We start from the raw sequence: 1572 nt of genomic DNA, 5'->3' as shown, positions 1-1572 counted from the left end.
CCGTGCCCGCGCCCGCACCGCCCGTCGGGGCGCCGTCCGCGAGGGCGGTGCCCGGCGGGCGTGCCGGAGCCGAGGGGATGTTCATGACCGGTCCATCGATCGGGGGAGGCTCGCTCGCTGTGAGCAAGCCGTGGCGGTTGGTGAAACGACTGTCGCACAGCCGCGTCCTCCCTGTGGGGGATTTGGACAGAACGTGGGCAAAATTCCTCTGGCATATGCCACTGTGGCCGAAGCGTTCGTCGCCCTGTGTGCGGAAGGGGGCCCGAGGCGGTAACCTTCGGTGATTCCGGCGCCCGGGCGCCCACCGCAGTACCGACCAGAGACCCCCGGCGACGGAAATCCCGTTGCCACTACGACCGCCGCAACGGATGCTGACCTCATGTTCGAGCCAGTGATAGCACCCAGTGCCAGCCTCCTCGGCCTCCTGCAGCGAGGCCGCGGTGACGGGCAGCTCCATGCGCTGGCCGCCGACCGTACCGAGGCCATCGCCGCGCTGGAGGAGTGTGTCACCAGGGACCCACGAGCCGACTGGCAGGTCGAGAGCCGTTCGCTGTACTACGCGCGCCTCTACATGGAGCTGGAAGCCCCCCTCGACGGCATCGAGGACCACCTCCACTCCGCGGAGGACCTGGTCAGCGACGACGAGAACCGCACGGGCCTCGCCCTCTCCGTCCTCGGCCACCTCGCCGCGTACGGTCGGCGCGACGCGCTGCTGATGCTGCGCGAGTACGCCGCCACGGGCGCCAACTGGGCCTGGGCCCTGGACGAGCTCGCGCTGCGCGACGACGACCGCGGCCTGCTGCTCCTCGGCACCGCCGTGCTGGACCGCTTCCCGCCGGGCCCCGAGGGCGACGCCGAGCTGCGCGAGTTCATCCGCAACGCGTACGAGCCCCGGCCCTGGCGGCTGTGGGCGGCCTACCACCCGAGGGTCGCGGCGGCCGGCGAGCAGTCGCCCTTCGACGTGTGGCAGCGCCAGCTCAACCGCAGCGGCGTCACCCCCGGCTGGTCCACCGCCGACGTGCTCGCCTGGGCCGACCAGGGCGACCTCGGCGACCTCGGCGCGGGCGCCTTCCTCGGCCGTCCCGAGCCGTCCGCCCAGGTGGGACGCGGTGACGGCGCCGCCTCAGGCCCCGATGCCGTCGACCGCCGCGCCGCCGCGGCCGCCCGCTGCCTGACCGCCGTCGTCCGCCCCGAGGACCGGCCCGCGCTCATCGAGGCCGCCCGCGCCGGCTTGCCCGGCGCCCGCAGAGCCGCCATGCGCTACCTCGTCGACCAGCGCGATCCCGTCGCCGCCGAGCTGATCGAGGCCGCGGCCGCCGACGTCGACGACCGGATGGTGCGCTCCGCCCTTGAGCTGCTCGGCCGGATGCGCGGCCCCGAGGTCCTCGCGCACGCCCGCCGCTGGGCCGACCCGGCCACCGGCGGCGCCGACAGCGCCCTCGGGGAGGCCGCCGTCCAGTTGCTCGCCGACGCCGGCGAGCCGGATGACGCACCGCTCGTGGTCGCCGGACTGCGCCGCTGGGTCTCCGTGCGCGGGGTCGCCGGCACCGGACTCGGGTCGCTGGTCGACGG

At 74.7% G+C, this 1572-nt stretch carries 1 protein-coding gene; it reads left to right on the top strand.

The window, feature by feature from the left end; translation table 11 throughout:
• Window positions 1–379: 379 nt before the first annotated feature.
• On the top strand, window positions 380–1572 hold a 1193-nt coding region (locus tag AB0O00_RS38790), incomplete at its 3' end, for a HEAT repeat domain-containing protein (protein WP_363659379.1).

The organism is Kitasatospora sp. NPDC093558 (genome assembly GCF_040683475.1).
Classification (GTDB): Bacteria; Actinomycetota; Actinomycetes; order Streptomycetales; family Streptomycetaceae; genus Kitasatospora.
The sequence above is the reverse complement of the archived record's forward strand: the minus strand, read 5'-3'. Positions and strand labels throughout refer to the sequence as shown.